The following is a 20329-nucleotide window of genomic DNA, read 5'->3' on the forward strand; positions in this document are numbered from 1 at the left end:
CCGGTTAATGCCCGGTTCAGATCGATTTCTGTACACATACGGAAGCAGCTGGCCCCCGGCCGCTTTCGGAACCATTCCGGCACGAAAGCGTTGCTGAGCAGGCGGTTATCGCTGTTGAATGGGAGAGAAGAATGTTCGGTTTGAGTAACAAGATCGCGACCGCAGTTCTGGCGGCCGCCGTGGTGCTGACGGGCTTTGCGCCGTCGCAGGCAATCCAGATGCCCACCGCCCCGCAGGTGGAAAAATCCTCCGCCGTCGAGAACGTGCAGTACCGCCGCTATTATCGCCCCGGTTACCGTCCGGGCTACCGTCCTGGCTATCGTCCCGGTGCCTACTACCGGCCCGGCTATTACGGTGGCTATCGCGGCTATTCCTATTACCGCCCGGGATACCGCCGTTATAACGGCTACTGGTATCCGCTCGCCGCCTTCGGCGCCGGCGCGGTCATCGGCGGCGCTATCGTCGCGCAGCCGCGTTACGTCGCGCCCGCTCCCCGCATGGGTTCGAGCCACGTCGCCTGGTGCGCCAACCGCTACCGGTCCTATCGTGCCTACGACAACACGTTCCAGCCCTATAACGGCCCGCGCCAGCAGTGCTATTCGCCGTATTGAGGCTGGGACGGACAACGTCCCCACACTGCCCCTCACCCTAACCCTCTCCCCGTAAAAACGGGGAGAGGGGACGTGCCATGCGAGAGTTTCGCGGGAGACGGAGAGGTGGCGGCAGCCGGATGAGGGGCTGCGCGCCCTCAGAATGCCGAAAATTTCACCCTCAAAGAATATCCACGCGCCTCAACAGCCACCAGGCAAAGGCAATGGAGGCGACGATGAGGACGACGGCGTATTCCGTGCCGTAGTCGCCGACGGCGAAGGGCAGGTTTGCCGTGTTCATGCCGAAGAAGCCGGTCACCAGGGTCGGCGGCAGCAGGAAGGCCGTCATGATCGACAGCAGATAGAGGTGGCGGTTGGTTTCGGAGGACTGTTTCGAGTCGATTTCTTCGTGCAGCAGGCGTGCCCGGTCCTGCAGCGCATAGATATCGTGGTCGACCGTTTCCAGCCGGCTCGTCAGCCGCCGCGCCACGTCGTCGAAGCCGAAGGGCATCTCGTCGTCGTCGGCCGCCGCCGCCCGGCGCATCAGCGCCAGCACGGTGCGCAGATGCCGATGCAGCCTGACCACGGTGCGCCGCACCGGCGCCAGGCGTCGGCGTTCATCGCGCTGCGCGCTGTCGTAGACGATATCCTCGATCTGGTTCAGCTCCTCGGTGAGCTCGATGACGATCGCGATCAGCGTGCGCTGGAACTCGATCACCAGCAGTTCGAAGAGATCGACCGGCCGGGAAAATTTGCCCGGATTCCTATCGATCAGCGCCCGCGCCCGCTCGACGCTGCGCAGCGGCTGCAGCCTTGTGGTGATGAGGAAGCGGCCGGACATGGCGAAATGCAGCCAGCCGAGATTGTTGGTATCCTCGGCGAAATCGCGCTGACAGTCGACGAGCGTGCCATAGAGCATCTGCTCGTCGACGGTGATGGCCGCATGCGTATCCCGCGTCGTCAGCGCCGATTTCGCGTCCTCCGTCAGCCCCTCCAGCGTATCGAGCAAGGCCGGCACGCGGGCGTCGACAAGGTTGAGGTGCAGCCAGTAGAAACAGTTGTCGGCGGTCAGTTCCGCCACCGTCGCACTATTGTTCAGCCGCACCGCCGTCTTTTCACCCGGCGAGAAGCGATAGCCCCAGACGAAACCGGGTATGTTGACGGGCAATGTATCCATTGTTCGCCGATCCTTTGCGAAGGCGATGTCATTCCTTAGAGTGTCTCCATGACGTTCATTTGTGCAAGGGTGCAAGCGCAAAGCGTCATGTCAGGCGATTTATCGCATGGCGGCCGAGGAAATCGAAATTGACGTTTACGTAAAAATCAATTAGCCCTTGCCTCGGAGGGGCTTTGCCCAAGTGCAGGCCGGTCTGCGGAGGAAAAACCATGTACAAGGCGCCCGTCGAGGAAATCGCGTTCACGTTGAAGCATGTAGCCGGCATGGGCGAGGCGATTTCAAAAGGGCTGCTCGGCGATCTCGGCGAGGATCTCGTCGACGCCATCCTCGCCGAAGCGGGACGTTTTGCCACAGAAGAGGTGGCGCCGCTCGCCGACATCGGCGACCGCCAGGGCGCCCGCCTGATCGATGGCGAGGTCCGGCTGCCGGACGGCTGGCGCGATCTCTACCGCCATTGGATTGCCGGCGGCTGGAACGGCCTGACGGCGCCCGAGGCTTTCGGCGGCCAGGCCCTGCCGCATATGCTGAATGTCGCAGCACTCGAAATGTGGAATTCCGGTTCCATGGCCTTTGCGCTCGCTCCGACCCTGACGATGGGCGCCATCGAGGCGGTCAGCGCCCATGGCAGTGCTGCGCTGAAAGACAAATATCTGGAAAAGATGGTCTCCGGCGAATGGACCGGCACCATGAACCTGACGGAGCCGCATGCCGGCTCCGATCTCGGCGTGCTGAAAGCCCGCGCCGAGCGCCGCGATGACGGCAGCTACCGCCTGTTCGGCCAGAAGATCTTCATCACCTGGGGCGAGCATGACGCGGCCGACAACATCATCCATCTGGTGCTCGCCCGCCTGCCGGATGCGCCGGCCGGCACACGCGGCATCTCGCTCTTCCTGGTGCCGAAATTCCTGGTGAACGACGATGGCTCGCTTGGGCCCCGCAATGATCTCTTCTGCCATTCGCTGGAGCACAAGCTCGGCATCCATGGCTCGCCGACCTGCACGATGATCTATGGCGACGGAAAATTCGGCGGTGAAAAGGGCGCTGTGGGCTGGCTGGTCGGCGAGGAGAACAAGGGACTGGCCTGCATGTTCACGATGATGAACAATGCCCGCCTTGCCGTCGGCATGCAGGGCGTGGCGATCGCGGAGGCCGCCACCCAGAAGGCGCTCGCTTATGCCAGGGAACGCACACAGGGCAGGGCGCCGGGTTCAGGCAGTGCCGGCATGAGCCCGATCGTCGAACATCCCGATGTCGCCCGCATGCTCCTGACCATGAAGGCGCTGACGCAAGGGGCGCGCGCCATCTCCTATGTCTGCGCCCATGCGATCGACATGTCCCATCGGGTAGGTGACTCCAGCCGCCACTGGCAGGAGCGCGCCGCCCTGTTGACGCCGATTGCCAAATCCTTTTCGACCGATGCCGGCGTCGACGTCGCCTCGCTCGGCATCCAGGTGCATGGCGGCATGGGCTTCATCGAGGAGACGGGTGCGGCGCGTTATCTCCGTGATGCCCGCATCGCCCCGATCTATGAGGGCACCAACGGCATCCAGGCGATCGACCTCGTCACCCGCAAGCTGCCGCTCTCCGGCGGCGATCAGGTGAAGGGCTTCATCGCCGAGCTTAGAGAGATCGCCGACGACGTCCGCCGCTCCAATCTTAATGGTTTCGGCGAGACCGCTGTGAGGCTCGACGCGGCGATCGCCGATCTCGAGCAGGCGACCGCCTGGCTGACAAAGACGCTTGCCGATGACAAGGCCGCCGAGGCGCTCTCCGGTGCCACCCCCTATCAGCGCCTATTCGGCCTCGTGCTCACCAGCTGTTATCTTGCCAAGGGCGGTCTCGCTGAGGGAGTCGATGGGGCAGGCGAGGGCCGCATCGCGCTCTGCCGCTTTGCCGCCGAAAACCTGCTTGCCGAGACCGCAGCCCTGCGCGACAGGGTCGTCAATGGCGCGGCAAGCCTTGCCGCCGCCCGTATCCTGCTTGCCTGAGGAGACCCAATGACCGATCACATCATCGTCGAGCAGCCTTCCGCCCATCCCGGCGTCCAGTCCATCCGCTTCAATCGGCCGGAGAAGAAGAACGCCATCACCCGCGCCATGTATCGCACCATGGCCGATGCGCTGAATGCGGCCAATGCCGATCCCGGCATCCGCGCCACCGCTTTGCTCGGCACCGAAGGCTGCTTTTCGGCCGGCAACGATATGAACGATTTTCTCGCTGCCGCGATGGGCGGCCGCGGCCTGGAGCAGGAAATCCTCGATTTCCTCTATGCGCTGGTGAATGCCGAAAAACCCGTCGTCTCGGGCGTCGACGGCCTTGCGATCGGCATCGGCACGACGATCCATCTCCATTGCGACCTGACCATTGCCTCCAGCCGCAGCCAGTTCCGCACCCCCTTCGTCGATCTGGCGCTGGTGCCGGAGGCCGGTTCCAGCCTCGTCGCGCCGCGCCTGATGGGGCATCAGCGCGCCTTCGCCCTGCTGGCGGCGGGCGAAGCATTCTCCGCCGAGGAAGCGAAGGAAGCCGGCCTGGTCTGGAAGGTCGTTGAGTCAGGTGAAGTCGATGCCGTGACGCTTGGCCTTGCTGCAAAGCTCGCGGCCAAGCCGCCGGAGGCGCTGCGCATCGCCCGCGATCTCATTCGCGGCGACCGCGGCGAGATCATCGCCCGCATCGACGAAGAGGCCCGCTATTTCTCCGCGCGGCTGAAAAGTGCCGAGGCCCGGGCGGCCTTCGAAGCCTTCATGCGTCGCTGAGCGCCGCCAACACCAGTCCGGGAGCAAACGGATACCGATTAGACCGCCGGCACATTGAATACCTCGCCGGCCCTGAGCGGCCGGAACCGTTCCGGGGGGATCTCATGCTCGCGCATTGCGTTTTGCAAGGCTCTTGCCGGCGCATCGACCGCTTCATTTGTCAGTTGGAACGTGGCGAAGTGATGCCCGGCCACATAGGCCGCATTTGCCAACTTCATCCCGATCACCGCCTCTTGCGGATTCTGGTGCTGCCCTTTCATAAACCATCGCGGCTCATAAGCGCCGAAGGGTAAAATGGCCAAACGAAAGCCGCCATGCTTCTGCTGTGCCGCCTCGTAGTTGATGCCGTTGTGAAAGCCGGTATCTCCGACGTGGTAAATTTTTCCGGCTGGAGTCGACAAGACGAACGACGCCCAGAGTGCCATCCGGCGATCGGCGGTTCCGCGCGCGGACCAATGGTGTGCAGGCTCGGCATCAATGCTTATTCCGGCGTGCGAAATGCGCTCGCCCCAGTCCATCGATGTCGTCTGTATATCGGGCACGGCACGGCGAATGATCGCGTCATTGCCGAGTGGCGTCACGACACGCGGCCGATGCTTCGCACCCAACCGCTTGAGCGTTGCGATATCGAGATGATCATAATGATTGTGCGATACCAGCACGAGATCAATCGGCGGCAAATCATCGAACGCGATGCCAGGTTGGACGACGCGCCTGGGTCCGGCAAAAGCGAAGGGACTCGCGCGCTCTGACCATACCGGGTCGGTAAGGATATTGAGCCCAGCGACCTGCACGAGCATTGTTGCATGGCCAACCATGGTCACCCTCAGATCCTCGCCGTCTACGCGTGGATCCGGCTTGGCCGCCGGGTATGGACTTGGGACCGACTGCGGCCAGCGCTCACGGCCACCGCCGAATTGCCACCGCAGCAGATCGCGGAAACCAAGGGGCTCAATACCTTCTGGATTGAAGAAATGCGTGCCGTCGAAGTGATCGGACACGGGGCCGTTATAGTAGGGGTTGCGTCTTTTGGTCTTTCCGACAGACACGCCTATTTCTCCAGCGTCGCCACCACCTCGACATGCGAGGTCCAGAGGAACTGGTCGATCGGCGTCACCCCGGTGATGCGGTAGCCGCCCTCGACAAGGATCGCGAGATCCCGGGCCAGCGTCAGCGGATTGCAGCTGACGGCGACGATCTTCTTCACGCCGGAGCGGGCGAGCTCCTGGCACTGGAACTCGGCACCGGCGCGCGGCGGATCGAAGACGACGGCGTCATAGGGCTTGAATTCCTGTGTCATCAAAGGACGGCGGAAGAGATCGCGCTTTTCGATGGTAACCGGCTTCAGCCCCTGCGTGTTGCGCGCGGCATGATCGAGTGCTGCGAGCGCCTTTGCCTCGGCTTCGACGGCGTGCACGCGGCCGATACGCGCCAGCCGCAGTGAAAACGTGCCGGAGCCGGCAAAGAGATCGGCGATCCGCTTCGACTTGCCGGCATGGGCAATGACCAGTTCCGCCATCGCCTCTTCCGCGGGCTTCGTCGCCTGGGTAAAGCCGCCCGGCGGCGGTGAAACCTGGACGCCGCCGAATTCGACCATCGGCTTCGACGGCTCGACGAGGATTTCGCCGTTCAGCGAAACACGGGCGATGCCGCGCAGGCTGAGCGCGGTCTCGATCGCCTTGCGCCGCTGCGGGTCGGAGAGTTTCTTCACGTCGTCGACGGAGATGTCGAGGCCGGAAAGCGTTTCGAGCACCGCGACGCGGAAGGGTTCGGCGCTGGTCGCCAGCGATGCAGCAATCGCCCTGATCGCCGGCAGCCGGGCGATGATTCCTGCCGACGAGATCGGACATTCCTCGATGGCGACGATATGGTGGCTTTCAGCCTGGTTGAATCCAACAAGCATGTCCTTTTCGGTCTTGCGTGCGGCAAAGACCACGCGCCGCCGTTCGCCCGGCTGGGCCGGAACGATCTCGCCGACCACTGATGTCAGCCCCTTGGATTTCAGCGCGTCGATGACCAGCTGGCGCTTGAAGGCGCGGTAGGGCGCATCTGCCATATGCTGCAGCGTGCAGCCGCCGCAGGTGCCATTGACACCATCCGGACCGAAATGCCGGCAAGGTGGCTCCTGCCGGTCGGGCGAGGGCGTCGTGATCGACATGATCGTGCCCTGGCTCTTGACCCGGGCAATCGCCACCGTTTCGCCGGGCAGGGAAAAGGGTACGTAGACAGGTCCGCCGGCGCTGCTGGCGATGCCGTCGCCCTGGGCGCCGAGCTTCTCGATCGTGACGGTTTCGGTGCTCACGGTTTCAATCCTGCCAGAAGGAATTCCTGATTGCCGTCGCCACCGGAAATCGGGGAGGGGATGAGGCCGAGGCTTTTCCAGCCCATGTCCTCGACGAACCAGCGCTCCAGTTCCGCCGCGACGGCGGGAGCAGACGAGGGGTCCTTCAGCATCCCGCCCTTGCCGATCGCCTCGCGCCCGGCCTCGAACTGCGGCTTGACCAGCAGAACGGCGACAGCGCCCGGTTCGGCGATCTCGAGCGCCGGCGCGAGCGCGAGCTTCAGCGTGATGAAGGAGACGTCGGAAACGATGAAGGTGGCGGGATGGTCGATATCGTCTGCCGTCAGGTTGCGGGCGTTGAGGCCTTCCCTGTTGGTCACCCGCGGATCGCCTGATATGCGCGGATGCATCTGCCCATGACCGACATCGATCGCGGTGACATGGACGGCGCCGCGCTGCAGCAGCACCTCGGTGAAGCCGCCGGTGGAGGCACCGACATCAAGACAGTGATGGCCGGCGGGATCGAGCCGGAAATGGTCGAGTGCTGCGGCAAGCTTCAGTGCGGCGCGCGAGACATAGTCCTGCGCCGGATCGTCGATCTCGATTGCCGCGTCTGCGCCAAACAGCGCGCCGGCCTTCGTGACCACCTGGCCGCCGATCCTGACGGTGCCGCGCTGGACGGCGTCGCGGGCGCGTGAACGGCTGGCAAAGAGGCCGAGAGAGACGAGAAGCTGGTCGAGGCGTTGGGTGTTTTGATCTGACATCGGCTGTGCATGACCGGCAAAGCCGCCGGTTGCAAGCATTTTGTTCCCAAGACCGTCATTGACCCTCAAAAGCTTTCGGCGATAATCCTGCCGCGGCGATCGCGGGGCGTGCCGCAGACACGGGGGTGCTCTATGCTGAAGCTCTTCACTCTTCTTGTCGCGGCGGGGATCGCATCGCCCGCGCTCGCGAACGATACTCTGGCCGAGATCAAGACCGGCGGGCTGATCTTTGCCCAATCCGACGATGTCAGCATGGCGGAAGAGGATCTCTTCATCTCCGCTTCGGAAGTGCGTGTCGACTACGTCTTCGAGAACAGCTCCGACAAGGATGTCGAAAGCCTGGTCGCCTTTCCGATGCCTGACATTGCAGGCCAGGTGGACAACAATTCCGCCATCGCCGATTATGACAGCGATAATTTCCTGCATTTTTCCACCCTGCAGGACGGCAGTCCGATCACCGCCAAGCTCCAGCAGCGCGTCGTCTCGCTCGGCATCGACGTCACCGACGAGTTCGCCAAGCAGGGCATTCCCGTTCTGCCCTACAGCCAGAAGACGACCGAGGCGCTCGCCAAGCTTCCCGAAACCGTCCGCAAGGACTGGATCGTCCGCGGCCTCGTCTATCCCATGGGCGCCGGCGAAGCCAAGGTCGATCTCGTGCCGCTCTGGACGCTGCGCTCGACCTATTGGTGGCGCACCACCTTTCCGGCAAAGAAAAAGGTCAGCGTAGCACACCGTTACAAGCCGGCCGTCGGCGGCACCGTCGCCATTAGCTTTCTCGAAGATGGCGAGCCGAAGGGTGAGCGCTTCGAGGAATATTCCCGCAAATACTGCCTTGACGGAGATTTCATCAGGGTTGCCCAGCAGCGTGCGCGGGAAGCCGAGGCCGGCGGCGCCAGCTATACCGAAAGCTGGATCTCCTATGTGCTGTCGACCGGCGCCAACTGGGCGGGACCGATCAAGCGCTTCCAGCTGACGATCGACAAGGGCAAGCCCGGCAGCCTCATCAGCTTCTGCGGCAGCAACGTTCAGAAGATCGGTCCGACGACCTTCCGGATGAAGGCCGAGGATTTCGATCCTGCAAAGGATTTCGACATCCTGATCCTCAATCCTCCAGAAACGGCACAATAATCCGCAGGCTTGGCCGCTGTTGCGCCGCACAAATTTAAACAAATTTAAAGCCTGCCCGGATAGGTTCGGGGTGATTGTAGCGGTTCATCCAAGCCGCTCGGCGCCATGACGGCGCAAGCGTTTCCACGCCGATCATGTTCTCAGCTTCAAACATCCCGGCGGTTGCGTCTCGTGCGACCTGCCTCGCCGCGTCGACTGTCGTCAGGAGAAATCACCGATGTCCGCCAAAAACATATCCTTGAACGGTAAGCTTGCGGCCACGTTCGCAGCCCTCATCCTCATTTTCGTCTCCGTTTCCGCTTTCGTCTATTCCAAGGCGACGGCGTCCGCGGCCGCGTCTGCCGAGCAGGAAAAGTCCGAGCTGCTCGTCAACCAGATCGACGATGCGCTGCAGGCGATGCTCGAGCAGGCCGTCAACCTGCGCGGCTTCATCCTCTTCCGCAGCGACAGCACCTATGGCGATGTCTTCGCCAACCGCGAACGCATGCTGAAGGCGATTGCCGCCGCCAAGCAGACGGCGGCCGGGGAGCCGCAGCTGGTCGAGATGATCGACGGTATGCAGAAGGCCGCCGATCTCTATTTCCATGAACTCGCCGAGCCGCAGACCAAGGCGCGCAAGGAAACCGACATGCCGATCGCAGAGGTCGTCAAGATCGGCGTCAACGCCACCAAGGGCCAGCTCGACGGCTTCCGCCAGGCCTCGGCCAAGATCAAGGCCACCGCGCGTGAAAAGTCGGAAGCGCTGGCCGCGATCCGGGCCGATGCCAACAGCCATCTGAAGACGACGCTGCTTGCCGGCGGCATCGTCGCCTCGCTTGCCGCCGCCATGCTCGCCTGGCTGATGTCGCGCACCATCGTCCGCCCGGTCGTCGGCATGACTGCGGCCATGGATCGCCTCGCCGGCGGCCAGAACGATATCGAGGTTCCGGCGACCGACCGCGGCGACGAAATCGGCCGCATGGCTCAGTCCGTCCTGGTCTTCAAGCAGGCGGCGATCGAGAAGCTGCGCCTTGCCGGCGAGACCGACCGCATGCGTGACGATGCCGAGCGCCAGCGCCGGGCAGGCGACGAGCAGAAGGCGCGCGAGGAAGGCGAAATCCGCTATGCCATCGACGCTTTGGCGGGCGGCCTTGCCGAGCTTGCCAATGGCGATATGGCCGGTCGTCTCCAGACGCCGTTCGCCTCGCAATATGACAGCCTGCGCAATGACTTCAACCATGCCGTCGAAAAGCTGCAGGCAGCACTGCAATCGGTCGGCCGCAATGCCTCGGCGATCAATGCCGGCGCCGGCGAAATCCGCTCGGCCGCTGACGATCTTGCCCACCGCACCGAGCAGCAGGCTGCCGCCGTCGAAGAGACGGCCGCGGCACTCGAGGAAGTGACGACGACCGTCCGCGACAGCGCCAAGCGCGCCGAAGATGTCGGCAATCTCGTCGAGCGCGCCCGCCTCGGCGCCGAGAAATCAGGCGAAGTCGTCCGCAAGGCCGTCTCCGCCATGCAGCAGATCGAGAAGTCCTCGGGCGAAATCTCCAACATCATCGGCGTCATCGACGACATCGCCTTCCAGACTAACCTTTTGGCTCTGAACGCGGGCGTCGAAGCCGCCCGCGCCGGCGATGCCGGCAAGGGCTTTGCGGTCGTCGCCCAGGAAGTGCGCGAGCTCGCCCAGCGTTCGGCCAAGGCCGCCAAGGAGATCAAGGCGCTGATCACCACCTCGGGCGAACAAGTCGTTGCCGGCGTCGGCCTCGTCGGCGAGACCGGCAAGGCGCTGGAGGTCATCGTCTCCGAGGTGCAGGAGATCAACCACCACGTCAGCGCCATCGTCACCGCCACGCGCGAACAGTCGATCGGCCTGCAGGAGATCAACACCGCCGTCAACAACATGGACCAGGGCACGCAGCAGAACGCCGCCATGGTCGAGGAGCAGACCGCGGCAAGCCATGCGCTCGCCCAGGAGGCAAACGCCCTCGAAGAATTGCTGCGCCAGTTCAAGCTCGGCCAGGTGGCCCCGGCACCGCGCGCAAGCGTTGCCGGCACGAGTTCCCGCCCGGTCGCCTCTCCAGCCCACGCCCTGACCCGCACCGTCGCCAAGGCCTTCGGCGGAAGACAGGCAGCTGCTACGGCTACCGTTCAGGAAGAGTGGACGGAGTTCTGAGGGGGCCCTTCACAGGGACGTTAAATGAAGAGGGCGGTGCAGTGATGCGCCGCCTTTTTTGTTGGATGGACCTGCCGGGCAGCCCCCTCATCCGCCCTACGGGCACCTTCTCCCCGAGGGGAGAAGAGGGAATCGAGACGTTGCGGCATATCTCTTCTCCCCTCGGGGAGAAGGTGCCGGCAGGCGGATGAGGGGGCCACACGGCACGCCCTCACATAACCTTACCCCGCAACCCCAACCGCAACACCGCGCCCCAGCGCCTTGAACACCGTCGAGACGATGCCGGCGCGGTCCAGCCCCGCATGGGCGTTCATCGCTTCGGGCTTGGCCTGTTCCATCCAGATGTCGGGCATCACAAGCGAGCGCAGCTTCAGGCCGTTGTCGAGCAGGCCTTCGGTGGCGAGGAAATGCATCACGTGGCTGCCGAAGCCGCCGATCGAGCCTTCTTCGACGGTGATCACCATCTCGTGGTGGCGGGCAAGCTGGCGGATCAGGTCGTGATCGAGCGGCTTGGCGAAACGCGCATCGGCGACCGTCGTCGAAAGCCCGGCGGCATCGAGATCCTCGGCGGCCAGCAGACAATCGGCAAGCCGGGTGCCGAAGGAGAGCAGCGCCACCTTGGTGCCTTCCTTGACGATGCGGCCCTTGCCGATCTGCAGGATTTCGCCGCGTGCCGGCATGTCGACGCCGACGCCTTCGCCGCGCGGATAGCGGAACGAGATCGGCCCGCCATCATAGGCGACAGCCGTGCGCACCATGTGCTTGAGTTCGGCCTCGTCGGCGGCTGCCATCACCACGAAGCCGGGCAGGGTGGTGAGGAAGGCGGCGTCGAAGGAGCCGGCATGCGTCGGCCCGTCGGCGCCGACGAAGCCGGCACGGTCGATCGGGAAACGCACCGGCAAGCCCTGGATCGCTACGTCATGCACGACCTGGTCGTAGGCGCGCTGCAGGAAGGTGGAATAGAGGGCCGCGAACGGCTTGTAGCCTTCCGCTGCCAGGCCGGCAGCGAAGGTGACGGCATGCTGCTCGGCAATACCGACGTCGAAGCACCGTGACGGAAAGGCCTCGGCGAGCTTGTCGAGGCCGGTACCATTCGGCATGGCGGCGGTGATGCCGACGATCTTGTCGTCGAGGGTGGCTTCCTGCACCAGCGCTTCGGCAAAGACGCTGGTATAGCTCGGCGCATTCGGCTTGACCCTCGCCTGGGCGCCGGTGATGACGTCGAACTTGTTGACGCCGTGATATTTGTCGGCTGCGGCTTCCGCCGGCGGATAGCCCTTGCCCTTCTGGGTGACGACGTGGATCAGCACCGGTCCGCGCCCATTGTCGCGCACATTGCGCAGGACGGGCAGCAGGTGGTCGAAGGAATGACCGTCGATCGGGCCGATATGATAGAAGCCCATCTCCTCGAACATCGTGCCGCCGGTAACGTAGCCGCGGGCATGCTCGACGGCGCGGGTGATCGCCCGGTCGATATTCTTGCCGAGATAGGCCGTCAGCTTCTTGCCGAAGTCACGGAAGCCCATATAGGTGCGACCCGAGGCAAGGCGCGCGAGATAGGCGCTCATTGCGCCCGTCGGCGGCGCGATCGACATGTCGTTGTCGTTGAGGATGACGATGAGGCGCGCATCGAGTGCTCCGGCATTGTTCAGCGCCTCATAGGCCATGCCGGCCGACATCGCCCCGTCGCCGATGACGGCGATGACGCGGCGGTCCGATTTGTCGAGGTCGGCGGCAATCGCCATGCCGAGGCCGGCCGAGATCGAGGTCGAGGAATGCGCCGCCCCAAAGGGGTCATATTCGCTTTCGGCCCGGCGGGTGAAGCCGGACAGCCCGTCTTCCTGACGCAGCGTCCGGATGCGGTCACGCCGGCCGGTGAGAATCTTGTGCGGATAACATTGATGGCCGACATCGAAGATCAGCCGATCATCAGGCGTGTCGAAGACGCTGTGAATGGCGATCGTCAATTCGACGACGCCGAGACCGGCGCCGAGATGGCCGCCGGTGCGCGACACCGCATCGATCATTTCGTCCCGAACTTCGCGGGCAAGCTGCGGCAGGTCGCGATCCTCGAGCTTGCGCAGGTCGGCGGGATAGATGACCTGGTCGAGCAGGGGGGTCTTCGGCAGTTGTGTCACGGGCGGGCGCTCTTTCTTGCTTTTCCTTGTTCCGCTTTATTCGATTAGATTGCGGCAAAACAAGTGCATTTCAGGAACCGAAGGTTTTTACCTTAGAGCATGGTGCCGAAAAGTGTGAGCGGTTTTCGGCGGATATCACCCTCTATTTCTCCGATCCGGAGCATTCGGATCAGGGGTTCAGCCTTCCGGCAAAGGCACGAATTCCTCTTCGTCACCGGGAACGATATCGAAGCGGCCGGTGCGCCATTCCTCCTTGGCCTGTTCGATCCGCTCCTTCGAGGAGGAGACGAAATTCCACCAGATATAACGTTTCGAATTGAGCGCCGCCCCTCCGAAAAGCATCAGGTGGCAGCCATCGCGGCCGGCTTCCAGCGTGATCGCATCGCCCGGCCGGAAGACCAGCAACTGGTCGGCGGCGAAGCGGTCGCCTGATATGACGACCTCGCCCGACAGCACATAGACGGCGCGCTCTTCGTGGCCCGCGCCGAAGGGAAATTTGGCGCCCGGCTGCAGGTCGAGATCGACATAGAGCGTGTCGGAGAAAACGCCGACCGGCGATGTCATGCCTTCGAACGAGCCGATGACCACGCGCCCGCGCACGCCTGCCGTCTCGATCAGCGGCATGGCGGATTTTTCCGTATGGGCGAAGGCGGGATCGATCTCCTCCTTGTCGTCGGGCAGCGCCAGCCAGGTCTGCAGCCCGGACATCAGCAGCGGATGGCCGCGCAGATTGTCGGGCGTCCGCTCGGAATGGACGATGCCGCGGCCTGCCGTCATCAGGTTGATATCGCCGGGACGGATGACCTTTTCGGTGCCGAGGCTGTCGCGATGGCGGATCTCGCCGTCGAACAGATAGGTGACGGTCGACAGCCCGATATGCGGATGCGGCTTGACGTCGAGCGCCTCGTCGGGCTTCAGGATCGCCGGTCCCATGCGGTCGAAGAAGATGAACGGCCCGACCAGCCGCCGCTGCCGGCTGGGCAGCGCGCGGCGCACCTGGAAACCGCCGATATCGCTGGTGCGCGGGATGATCAGGTTCTCGATCGCATCACAGGCGAAGGCATCGCCGGGCAGGGGATCTTTACCGGGAAAGAAGGACATGGGGATCTCCGATCGCTACAGGGCCGCGCGTCATCGCCCACAGATAGCGCCTGGAGCGCCGCGCGTCCAATCGGACGCGCCAAGACGCTCCAACACTTGAAAGCGCGTCGCGCGTCCAATCGGACGCGCTAAGGATGCTCCGGCACCTTAAAGCGTGTCGCGATTGGTTCAGATCGCGGTAAAACCATTGTCGACGAAGAGATGGGCGCCATTGACGAAGCTCGACTCGTCGCTGGCGAGATAAAGTGCTGCCCGCGCAACGTCTTCGGGCTCGCCGATCCGCCCCTGCTGCGCGGCAATGGCGGCATCCGAGACATCGACGCCAAGCGCCTGCAGGTCGGCCACCTCGCGCAGGCCATGCGGCGTGCGGATGAAGCCGGGGCAGACGGCGTTGCAGCGGATGTTGCGGTCGCGGAATTCCACCGCGATGGCGCGGGCAAACATATGCACGGCTCCCTTGGTCGTGTCGTAAAGCACTTCCATCGGCGTGGCGGCGACCGCCGAGATCGACGAGGTGCAGACGATCGACCCGCCGCCGCTTGCAATCATCTTCGGCAGCACGGCCTTGGTCATCAGAAACATCGAGCGCACATTGACGGCGTGCAGCCAGTCCCATTCCTCGACGGTCGTTTCGAGAAAAGGTTTGATGACGATCGTGCCGGCATGATTGAAGAGCACGGTCACCGCGCCGTAGCGTTCTTCGACGCCGGCGACGGCGGCATGGACGGCGGCTTCGTCCGAGACATCGGCAGTCCAGCAATCGGCCTCGCCGCCGGCATCACGGATTTGCTTCACGGTCTCTGCGGCTGCATCGCCATTGCGGTCGATGATCGCAACGCGCGCGCCTTCAGCGGCAAAAAGCTTCGAGGCGGCACCGCCCATGCCGGTCGCGCCGCCCGAGATAATGGCGACCTTGCCCTTCAACCTGTCCGTCATTCCTATGTCCCCTCACTGTTTTGCAAAGGGATCATAGATCGGTCCGAAGCCGATAGCCAAGCATCTTCAAAAGGGAGTTTGCTGCCTCAGGCGCCGTCGAGCGGCTCGACGCCCTGCGGCTTGCCGGCGCGGTCGAGCCGGATCTTCTCGATGCGGTTTTCGGCGGCCGAAAGCAGCGTCTCGCAATGTTTCTTCAGCGCTTCGCCGCGCTCGTAGATCTCGATCGATTCATCCAGCGCCACATCGCCGCGTTCCAGCCGGGCGACGATGCTTTCGAGTTCGGCGACCGCCTTTTCGAAGGAAAGGCCGGACACCTCCGGCTTGGCGCTGTCAGTCATTCTCAACCCTTCATCATTCTCAAAATATGCATGCCCGCCGATTCGGCGAGTCCCTCGAGATCATAACCGCCTTCGAGCAGGCTGACGACCCGGTTCTTCGCGTGCCGATCCGCCAGTTCGAGCACCCGCCCGGTCGCCCAGTCGAAATCCTCGCCGGTCAGATTGATCTGCGCCAGCGGATCGCGGTGATGCGCGTCGAAGCCGGCGGAGATGATGATGAGATCCGGCCGGAAATCGTCAAGGGCGGGCAGTACGCGCGATTTGAATGCCTCGCGGAAGTGGTCGCTGCCGACATTCGGCGACAGCGGCGCATTGACGATGGTGTTGTGCTTGCCCTTCTCGTCCTTGGCGCCGGTGCCGGGATAGAGCGGCATCTGATGCGTCGAGCAGAACAGCACCGAGGGATCGTCCCAGAAGATATCCTGCGTGCCGTTGCCGTGGTGCACGTCCCAGTCGACGATGGCGATGCGCTCGGCGCCATGCGTCTTCTGCGCATGCCGGGCGGCGATCGCCGCATTGTTGAAGAAGCAGAAGCCCATCGCCGTCATCTTTTCGGCATGGTGCCCCGGCGGGCGGGCGGCGACGAAGACATTGTCGGCCCGGCCGGTAAAGACATCGTCCACCGCCGCCATCGCCCCGCCGATGCCGGTTAGCGCCGCCTGCAGGCTCTTGCTGCTGGCATAGGTGTCGGCTTCGATCTGGTTGATCTCGCCCTCTTCCTCGGGGATCTCCCGCATGACGGCGATGAGATGTTCTTCGGGATGGGCCAGCAGCACCGCATCCTCGTTCGCCTGCGGCGCCTGCCGGCGCTCCAGCCGCTCGAAATTTGGATGTTCCAGCGCAACGTTGATGGCGCGGATCCTGTCCGATCGCTCCGGATGGCCGGCGGGCGTGACATGTTCCAGGAAGATCGGGTGTTCATAAAGACGGGTGCTCATGAAGACACTCTATCGGTCGCTTATGTCATGTGCCACAGCAGATGGGGCATCGCCTGACGATTTCAACAAGCGCTCTTGCCGCGCCTTCCGACAGTTCGCTGATCAACACTGTCTCATTTGTGCCTTTTCCATCGAGCCGGTCCATTGCAGCGGCGCCGCATCTTTTCAGGCGCGTGGGGGACACTGTAACACTTTGAACTATTGCGTAATTTTATCCTTAAGCAGGTTCCGGTATAAGCAATTATGAAGTAGTGTTGCGATGGGAACTCTGTAAGGCAGATCTGTTGATGAGTCAGTCGAAACGTCCTGATGTGGCGGAAATACGCGTGCCGTTTCGCGATGTCGATATGACCGGCCGGATGTTTCTGGCATCCTATATTTCCTATGCCGAGTCCGTGCTTGCGAGCTTCTGGTCGTCGCGGCCCGATGTCGACGACGAACCCGTCTATAGCCCCAGCAAGGTTTCCTGCTTTCTCCACCGTCCGCTGCACTACGACGAGCCGGCAACCTTCACCGCCACCATCGACAAGATCGGCGTGCGCTCCATCGGCTTCCTCATTTCGATCGATACCGGCGAGGAGCGCGCCGCCGAGGTGGAAATCATCTGGCAGGCCCACGCCCCCGAAGACCAGTCCCCGGCTTCGTTGCCGGAGGAGACGCGCGACTGGCTTTATCGGTTTTTGAACTAGGGGATTGCCAGGAAAGGTGCAAAGCAGTTTCCTGGGGAATTGCGTGAGAACAAAAGGGTGTTCGGCCCATGTCGGGCGAAGGTGGCATTGTGTTGATTGGTTCGTGCCGACATGTCGGCATATTAGCTCCGATAGCCCTGTGCTTTCCTATGAAGTTTGCAGCATTTTTCTGAGACAAGTCTTCCGCGATGCAAGTTTGAATGGCAAAGATTAGCCCGGTGAGCAAATATCTTCCACTAAACATCGGGATCGCCATTCGGGCTAGCGCCAGCGACCTGCATTCCTTCCGCTGGAAGACCGGCAAACGCGTCGAAGCAGACTTTTTTGTCGATGACCCCGAACACTTGCTGAGGGTCTCATTTGATGGTCCCTGCATCGTCCGATTGATTGATGAAATGCCGCTGAGCACCGAACACGAGCACAGTGCCGACGAAGGCTTGGTTCGCGACCACTTCGCATATCAAGTGGAGGGAGCTGCCTTCAATAAGTCGCAGTCTGAAATCTGGAAGACGGCAGTTGGTATACACGGCCCGACTTCACACTTCCGCTTCGTAACTGGCTGGACTTGCATGGATGTTGTGACACCAGCCATGCCCGAATTTGAGATAGTCCCCCAAGCCATTGCACAACAAACCTAACCTGCTTCGGGTTGGGTTTTGTGCAATCAGCCAAGTTTAAATTCAGGGGGCGTGATGCTGCTTGCATCAACGTAAAATGATGCACGTCAGATGACATCCTGATTGCCTTCGATCAAATTGTGGAGTTTTCGATGAAAGACGAGCGCAAAGGGCAGTGGGACACTGATGACGTGGTGAGGTTCATGTACGGAAAATACAACGGCGCACTCCTTCTGGCGCTACGGGATTTCTGGAAGACACTTCGTTCAGCTTGGCCCGACAAGCAAAAACCTCCCATATCTCCGCATCGTGGAGATGAACCTCAAGACTAAGAACCCGTTGCTGCCGGTGACGAGCCAAGGAGGTCCGGGCAGGTCATAAGTCAAGAATCGTACAGCGACTTTATCCGACGTCACGGACAGCAAACCAAAGCGATCCGGCTTCGACACCTTCTTCCAGGTCGGCTCGGGCGGCAATTCCATCAGGACGGACGAGCAGGGCAGCCAGTCCCAATGGGCCTCTCACGTCGCCCTGGACCGGATCACCCAACGGTGCGTGATCGGCCGGAGCCCAGGCCCAGGCCCAAGCCCAAGCTACGCGATGACCGGCTCCGAAACGCTCTTTCGCGAACGCCACTCCTCCTTGGTCTGGGTCTTGACGTCGAACTGATCGCGCGTCCTTGTGTAGGTGTGGCCGCCCATCCTGCCGACGGCGTCCATCAGTTGCTGGTCGATATGCAGGTTTGTCGGATTGACCGCATCGCTTCTGACATAGACGCCGAGCACTTCGCCGAGGATGATTTCGCGCGCCGGGCCGACCTGCAGGGTGGTGTGGCGGCGGCATTCGAGTGCTGCGGGCGCTGCCAGGATGCGCGGGCTTCTGACCATCTGTCCCGGCGCCGTTGCCAGTCCGGCTTCCGAGAGTTCGTCGACCTCGGGCCCGAACTTGATGGCGCAGACCTCCATCTGGTCGACGAGGGCATCATCGCAGATGTGGACCGTGAACTCGCCGGTCTCGCGGATGTTGCGGGCGGTATCCTTGAAGCGCATGTCGGCATAATTCTCGACGCCGATGGCGACGATCGCCGGGTCGTGGGTCAGGACGTTGAAGAAGCTGAACGGCCCGGCATTCGGCAGGCCTTCCTTGCTCACTGTCGTCACCAGCGCGATCGGGCGCGGGATGACCGTGCCGATGAGGATCTTGTAACGCTCGCGCTCGGTCAGCTTGGCGAAATCGAAATGCGTGTGTTGTTTATGATTGCTCATGTCAGGCCTCGGCAGCGACGCGGTGGGTTTCAAGCGGGGTATGGCGGCTGAGGTTCTCGAAACCGTCCTTGGTCACGACATACATGTCGCCGATGTTGCAGCCGGCCGAGAGCGGCTCCAGCCATTGCGTGTGCAGCACGAAGACCATGCCCTCTTCCATCCTGTCGTAGTTATGCGAGGAGATGTTGAAGCTGTTCTGGCCGCCGGCCATGCCGACCGAATGGCCGAGGTTCGGATTGTGCGGTCCGTGCGTTGCCGGATAGACGTGCATAAGCTTGCGGCCCTGCGCCTCCCAGTCGATGTCCTTCACATACTGATGGGGGATCAGGCGTGCGCCGCCGTCTTCCATCGGCGACCAGTTGTAGGGCATGGTGCGCGCCTCGGCTGAGGTGAGCATGCCGCGCTCGATCATCGGTTCGAAGGCGGCATTGTTGACGTCGCGCATCAATGCGCCGGGCCTGATCAGCTTTTCGGCCCGCTTGACGCCTTCGGTGCAGGCGGCAAGCACATCCTCCTGACGGCTGGTAATATCGCCGACCGCGATCATGCGGGCGGTCTGGGCGGTGTAGCCGCGATAGGTGACGTTGGAGATATAGAGGTTGATGAGGTCGCCCGGGCGGACGATATGGCCATAGGGCTTGCCGCAATGGGTGCCGAATTCATTGATGCCGATCTGGTAGCCGTCGCCGGTTTCGCCGCCGAGCGCCATCTGCGCATAGGTAAAGGCGGCAAGGATTTCATGGTCGGTGACGCCTGACTTCGCCACATGATAGGCGGCCTGCGTGCCGATGCTGATCAGTTGGGCGGCGGCGCGGAACATCTCGATCTCGGGCAGTGAGCGGACCTTCTGCATGCGGTCGAGAATGGCGTTGTCAGCCACGAACTTGCTCTTCGGCATCAACTCGTCGAGCGCCGACCAGAAGGTCAGCGATGTGCGGTCGCCGATCCTGCCGATCTGGGCCTTGGCGAGGCCCAGGCTGGCGAGAACCTCGGCGCATTTCTCGGCGGTCTTGATGACGGAATCGCCCGGACGGTCGGCATATTCGCGGCCGATCGGGCCGATCTGCCAGATTTCGTCGACGAGCACAGGCTCGCCGCCCGGCGGCAGCAGGACGGATTGGGTGAAGAAGGAGAGAAGCACCATCGCCTTGTCGGCATCGGTCGGGATGATCAGCACGCCTTCGCGCATCCAGTCGCAGATGTAACGCAGATAGGCGTTCGAGGCGTGGAACCAGCCGACGCTGCCGGCATGGACGATCAGCGCGTCATGACCGGCTTCGACCGCCTGACGGCGAATTCTGCGAAGGCGATCCTCGAACTCTTCGACAGGAAGCGGCAGCGGAGCGGAGAAATCGAAATCCGGCTGGAAATCGGCCAGCAGCGATCCCATCCGGTAGCCGCCTGCGTTTGTCGCACGCATGTTCATGAATATGTTCCTTCCAAGTTCAGGCATAGGTCA

General features: G+C 62.7%; 19 protein-coding genes. 8 read left to right on the forward strand and 11 right to left on the reverse strand.

The window, feature by feature from the left end; all coding sequences use genetic code 11:
* The first annotated feature begins 131 nt into the window (after positions 1-131).
* On the forward strand, positions 132-611 hold the full coding sequence (locus tag GR198_RS30350) for a BA14K family protein (protein ID WP_029872661.1): 480 nt from the start codon (positions 132-134) through the stop codon (positions 609-611).
* A 160-nt stretch (positions 612-771) separates the two neighbouring features.
* On the opposite strand, the gene GR198_RS30355 is transcribed toward GR198_RS30350, so the two are convergent.
* Positions 772-1767 carry a transporter gene (locus GR198_RS30355; RefSeq protein ID WP_164070139.1) on the reverse strand — a complete coding sequence of 332 codons (996 nt, stop codon included), beginning with the start codon at positions 1765-1767 and terminating at the stop codon, positions 772-774.
* Between the two features lie 209 nt (positions 1768-1976).
* Here GR198_RS30355 and GR198_RS30360 point away from each other — a divergent pair, with 209 nt between their 5' ends.
* Both GR198_RS30360 and GR198_RS30365 read left to right on the forward strand, forming a co-directional pair.
* Positions 1977-3755, forward strand: a complete 1779-nt coding sequence (locus GR198_RS30360; protein WP_164070141.1) for an acyl-CoA dehydrogenase — start codon at positions 1977-1979, stop codon at positions 3753-3755.
* A 9-nt stretch (positions 3756-3764) separates the two neighbouring features.
* Entirely contained in the window at positions 3765-4520 is a 756-nt protein-coding gene (locus tag GR198_RS30365; protein WP_164070143.1) for a crotonase/enoyl-CoA hydratase family protein, read from the forward strand.
* 38 nt (positions 4521-4558) lie between these two features.
* Here GR198_RS30365 and GR198_RS30370 read toward each other — a convergent pair whose 3' ends face one another.
* From GR198_RS30370 to GR198_RS30380, 3 genes are read right to left on the reverse strand one after another with little or no spacing between them, the layout of a single operon-like run.
* Positions 4559-5569: an MBL fold metallo-hydrolase gene (locus GR198_RS30370; protein ID WP_164070145.1), complete on the reverse strand. Its 1011-nt coding sequence runs from the start codon at positions 5567-5569 to the stop codon at positions 4559-4561.
* Between the two features lie 2 nt (positions 5570-5571).
* On the reverse strand, positions 5572-6822 hold the full coding sequence (locus GR198_RS30375) for a class I SAM-dependent RNA methyltransferase (protein ID WP_164070146.1): 1251 nt from the start codon (positions 6820-6822) through the stop codon (positions 5572-5574).
* A complete protein-coding gene (locus GR198_RS30380; protein WP_246706294.1) occupies positions 6819-7604 on the reverse strand; it encodes a TlyA family RNA methyltransferase in 786 nt (261 codons plus the stop codon). Before GR198_RS30380 ends, GR198_RS30375 begins: the two co-directional genes overlap by 4 nt.
* Before the next feature lie 93 nt (positions 7605-7697).
* Here GR198_RS30380 and GR198_RS30385 point away from each other — a divergent pair, with 93 nt between their 5' ends.
* A complete protein-coding gene (locus GR198_RS30385; RefSeq protein ID WP_164070148.1) occupies positions 7698-8693 on the forward strand; it encodes a DUF4424 domain-containing protein in 996 nt (331 codons plus the stop codon).
* Between the two features lie 217 nt (positions 8694-8910).
* Positions 8911-10848 carry a methyl-accepting chemotaxis protein gene (locus GR198_RS30390; RefSeq protein ID WP_029872669.1) on the forward strand — a complete coding sequence of 646 codons (1938 nt, stop codon included), beginning with the start codon at positions 8911-8913 and terminating at the stop codon, positions 10846-10848.
* Positions 10849-11069: 221 nt separating this feature from the next.
* On the opposite strand, the gene dxs is transcribed toward GR198_RS30390, so the two are convergent.
* From dxs to GR198_RS30415, 5 genes are all read right to left on the reverse strand, one after another.
* Positions 11070-12986: a 1-deoxy-D-xylulose-5-phosphate synthase gene (gene dxs / locus GR198_RS30395; protein WP_164070149.1), complete on the reverse strand. Its 1917-nt coding sequence runs from the start codon at positions 12984-12986 to the stop codon at positions 11070-11072.
* Between the two features lie 177 nt (positions 12987-13163).
* Positions 13164-14087, reverse strand: a complete 924-nt coding sequence (locus tag GR198_RS30400; RefSeq protein WP_017959229.1) for a pirin family protein — start codon at positions 14085-14087, stop codon at positions 13164-13166.
* 168 nt (positions 14088-14255) lie between these two features.
* Positions 14256-15023, reverse strand: coding sequence for an SDR family NAD(P)-dependent oxidoreductase (locus GR198_RS30405; protein WP_029872670.1), 768 nt, complete (start codon positions 15021-15023; stop codon positions 14256-14258).
* A gap of 86 nt (positions 15024-15109) precedes the next feature.
* On the reverse strand, positions 15110-15361 hold the full coding sequence (locus GR198_RS30410) for an exodeoxyribonuclease VII small subunit (protein WP_003545921.1): 252 nt from the start codon (positions 15359-15361) through the stop codon (positions 15110-15112).
* A gap of 2 nt (positions 15362-15363) precedes the next feature.
* Complete coding sequence (locus tag GR198_RS30415; RefSeq protein ID WP_017993140.1) at positions 15364-16299, reverse strand: histone deacetylase family protein; 936 nt, start codon at positions 16297-16299, stop codon at positions 15364-15366.
* A 287-nt stretch (positions 16300-16586) separates the two neighbouring features.
* Here GR198_RS30415 and GR198_RS30420 point away from each other — a divergent pair, with 287 nt between their 5' ends.
* The 3 genes from GR198_RS30420 (at position 16587) to GR198_RS30430 (ending at position 17937) form a co-directional block, all read left to right on the forward strand.
* The gene (locus tag GR198_RS30420) at positions 16587-16988 is read left to right on the forward strand and encodes an acyl-CoA thioesterase (protein ID WP_025393423.1); all 402 of its coding nucleotides are present in this window, start codon (positions 16587-16589) and stop codon (positions 16986-16988) included.
* A 200-nt stretch (positions 16989-17188) separates the two neighbouring features.
* Positions 17189-17626, forward strand: coding sequence for a hypothetical protein (locus GR198_RS30425; RefSeq protein ID WP_029872671.1), 438 nt, complete (start codon positions 17189-17191; stop codon positions 17624-17626).
* Between the two features lie 131 nt (positions 17627-17757).
* Positions 17758-17937, forward strand: a complete 180-nt coding sequence (locus GR198_RS30430) for a hypothetical protein (protein WP_155248928.1) — start codon at positions 17758-17760, stop codon at positions 17935-17937.
* 261 nt (positions 17938-18198) lie between these two features.
* Here GR198_RS30430 and GR198_RS30435 read toward each other — a convergent pair whose 3' ends face one another.
* Positions 18199-18870, reverse strand: a complete 672-nt coding sequence (locus GR198_RS30435) for a flavin reductase family protein (protein ID WP_029872672.1) — start codon at positions 18868-18870, stop codon at positions 18199-18201.
* Between the two features lies 1 nt (position 18871).
* The gene (locus GR198_RS30440) at positions 18872-20296 is read right to left on the reverse strand and encodes a M24 family metallopeptidase (RefSeq protein WP_029872673.1); all 1425 of its coding nucleotides are present in this window, start codon (positions 20294-20296) and stop codon (positions 18872-18874) included.
* Positions 20297-20329 lie beyond the last annotated feature (33 nt).

It is taken from the genome of Rhizobium leguminosarum (assembly GCF_010668065.1).
In the GTDB taxonomy this organism is placed as follows: domain Bacteria; phylum Pseudomonadota; class Alphaproteobacteria; order Rhizobiales; family Rhizobiaceae; genus Rhizobium; species Rhizobium leguminosarum_S.

What these genes read in the sequence shown, in the direction of transcription:
- GR198_RS30350 (WP_029872661.1), top strand. Translation starts at nt 132, where the DNA reads ATGTTCGGTTTGAGTAACAAGATCGCGACCGCAGTTCTGGCGGCCGCC.
- GR198_RS30355 (WP_164070139.1), bottom strand. Translation starts at nt 1,767, where the DNA reads ATGGATACATTGCCCGTCAACATACCCGGTTTCGTCTGGGGCTATCGC.
- GR198_RS30360 (WP_164070141.1), top strand. Translation starts at nt 1,977, where the DNA reads ATGTACAAGGCGCCCGTCGAGGAAATCGCGTTCACGTTGAAGCATGTA.
- GR198_RS30365 (WP_164070143.1), top strand. Translation starts at nt 3,765, where the DNA reads ATGACCGATCACATCATCGTCGAGCAGCCTTCCGCCCATCCCGGCGTC.
- GR198_RS30380 (WP_246706294.1), bottom strand. Translation starts at nt 7,604, where the DNA reads ATGCTTGCAACCGGCGGCTTTGCCGGTCATGCACAGCCGATGTCAGAT.
- GR198_RS30385 (WP_164070148.1), top strand. Translation starts at nt 7,698, where the DNA reads ATGCTGAAGCTCTTCACTCTTCTTGTCGCGGCGGGGATCGCATCGCCC.
- GR198_RS30390 (WP_029872669.1), top strand. Translation starts at nt 8,911, where the DNA reads ATGTCCGCCAAAAACATATCCTTGAACGGTAAGCTTGCGGCCACGTTC.
- GR198_RS30400 (WP_017959229.1), bottom strand. Translation starts at nt 14,087, where the DNA reads ATGTCCTTCTTTCCCGGTAAAGATCCCCTGCCCGGCGATGCCTTCGCC.
- GR198_RS30405 (WP_029872670.1), bottom strand. Translation starts at nt 15,023, where the DNA reads ATGACGGACAGGTTGAAGGGCAAGGTCGCCATTATCTCGGGCGGCGCG.
- GR198_RS30410 (WP_003545921.1), bottom strand. Translation starts at nt 15,361, where the DNA reads ATGACTGACAGCGCCAAGCCGGAGGTGTCCGGCCTTTCCTTCGAAAAG.
- GR198_RS30415 (WP_017993140.1), bottom strand. Translation starts at nt 16,299, where the DNA reads ATGAGCACCCGTCTTTATGAACACCCGATCTTCCTGGAACATGTCACG.
- GR198_RS30420 (WP_025393423.1), top strand. Translation starts at nt 16,587, where the DNA reads ATGAGTCAGTCGAAACGTCCTGATGTGGCGGAAATACGCGTGCCGTTT.
- GR198_RS30425 (WP_029872671.1), top strand. Translation starts at nt 17,189, where the DNA reads ATGGCAAAGATTAGCCCGGTGAGCAAATATCTTCCACTAAACATCGGG.
- GR198_RS30430 (WP_155248928.1), top strand. Translation starts at nt 17,758, where the DNA reads ATGAAAGACGAGCGCAAAGGGCAGTGGGACACTGATGACGTGGTGAGG.
- GR198_RS30435 (WP_029872672.1), bottom strand. Translation starts at nt 18,870, where the DNA reads ATGAGCAATCATAAACAACACACGCATTTCGATTTCGCCAAGCTGACC.
- GR198_RS30440 (WP_029872673.1), bottom strand. Translation starts at nt 20,296, where the DNA reads ATGAACATGCGTGCGACAAACGCAGGCGGCTACCGGATGGGATCGCTG.